Below are 1,820 nucleotides of genomic sequence, written 5' to 3' on the forward strand. Positions count from 1 at the left end.
TCGAAGTATCAGTACTCCCAGTTCTGCGAACGACTGCGCACCCACATCCGCACCTCTGGAATGACCTCGATTATCGAACACGAGCCAGGCCAGGAACTCTACGTCGACTGGGCCGGCGACAAGGTTTCCATCATCGATAAAGCCACCGGCGACGTCGGCATGAAAGCCAGCTTATTCGTGGCCATCTGCCCGTATTCTTCACTGCTGTTTGTGACAGCAACAGCTAACGAGAAGATGGACAACTGGATTTCCTGCCATGTGAAAGCCTTGGACTACCTCGGCAAACGTCCTGGCATCATCGTGCCCGATAACGCACCGACCGCGACTTACCGTCCGGTGAAGAACAAGCCCGGCCGGCGCATCCAAGAACGCTACGCCGACTTCGCCGACTACTACGACATCCTCCTCGTGCCAGCCCGGCCTGGAAAACCTCGGGATAAAGCTGCTGTGGAACGTGCCGTCCAACTCGTCTACACGCGCATCCTCGGCTACTTCGACGGGATGACCTTCTACAGCCTCGATGAGCTCAACGAGACTATCGCCCAGCGCGTCGACGACATCAACATGAACATGCCTAGGCCTGATGGGCTCACTCGCAGGGAGCTATTTGATGCGGATGAAGCACCCATGATGCGTGACTTGCCGGATACTCCGTTTACGGAAGTGTCCTGGCGGGCTGTCAAAGTCGACCGTAACTGGCATATCTGCTGCGATTACCAGTACTACTCGGTGCCGTTTCAGTACATCGGCAAGACTCTGCGGGCACGGCTGACCAACAGCCTGGTCAGCATCTTCGACGGTGACGAGCTGGTTGCAGAACACTCGCGCATGCACGGGTTCAAGTACCGCTATTGCACCGATCCGGCACATACCCCGGACAAGGATATCGCTGGGATCAAACCTCTTACCCGCAACGAGCTGCTTGCTCGGGCCTCGTCGTTTGGGTCGGCAACCACCAAGGTTGTCTTATCAATCTTGGACCGCAACGCCAAAGCCATACCCCGCGGACTGCATACCGCCCGCAACGTACTCGTCAAGCTGGGAAACAAGCACAACAAGACCACGCTAGAGCCTGCCTGCCAGCAAGTCATCGACCATAACCTGGCACCCAACATGCAGGTCATCGCACGGATTCAAGCCGACATCGCCCGCAACGGTCACACCCTTAACCAAACGCCAGCAGTCCAGGTCGATCAAGGCCAGTCGCGCACTGTAGATATCACCGCCATCCCTGATGCAGTGTTCCTGCGCCCCGCCAGCTACTACGACACCCCAACCGCGACCTCGAAGAAGGAGGCCTAGACCACCATGACCACCATCAATCTTGACGACGACATGCGCGCTACACTGCGTAAACTGCGTCTGTCGACCTTCGCCGATATCTTCTTCGACCTGGCCGCTGCCGATGACGCCAACACCGCTCTACCAGAGGAGATCTTCTTAAAGGCAGTGGAAGAAACCGCAGCCAAGCGTCGGCAAACCAACATCGTCAAAGCCATAGCCCAAGCCAAATTCCGCTATCCGGGAGCAACACTCGCCGAGCTGATCAACCCCGATGAACGAAGGTTGAATCTACGCCAGCTCAAACGACTGGCCGCAACACCCTGGCGCGACGAACCTTCCAATGTGCACGTCCTGGCACCGACCGGTGCAGGTAAAACCTACATCGCCTGCGCTATCGGTATTGCTGCCTGCCAGGCCGAATACAGCGTCGCCTACTACCGACTGGATCAGCTCGTCGATGAATTAGCGGCCTTCCCGCCGGCAGATGAACGCTACGTAGCTAAAATGCGCAGGCTACAAAACATTGATGTACTCAT

2 protein-coding genes are annotated in these 1,820 nt (G+C 57.0%); both read left to right on the plus strand.

Annotated elements, in window-relative coordinates; genetic code table 11:
- On the plus strand, window positions 1-1,302 hold a 1,302-nt coding region (istA, locus tag HMPREF0308_RS12600), incomplete at its 5' end, for an IS21 family transposase (protein ID WP_005532215.1).
- A gap of 6 nt (window positions 1,303-1,308) precedes the next feature.
- The coding region (locus HMPREF0308_RS12605; RefSeq protein WP_005532217.1) for an ATP-binding protein at window positions 1,309-1,820 on the plus strand (512 nt) is incomplete at its 3' end.

This window comes from Corynebacterium striatum ATCC 6940 (assembly GCF_000159135.1).
Lineage (GTDB): Bacteria > Actinomycetota > Actinomycetes > Mycobacteriales > Mycobacteriaceae > Corynebacterium > Corynebacterium striatum.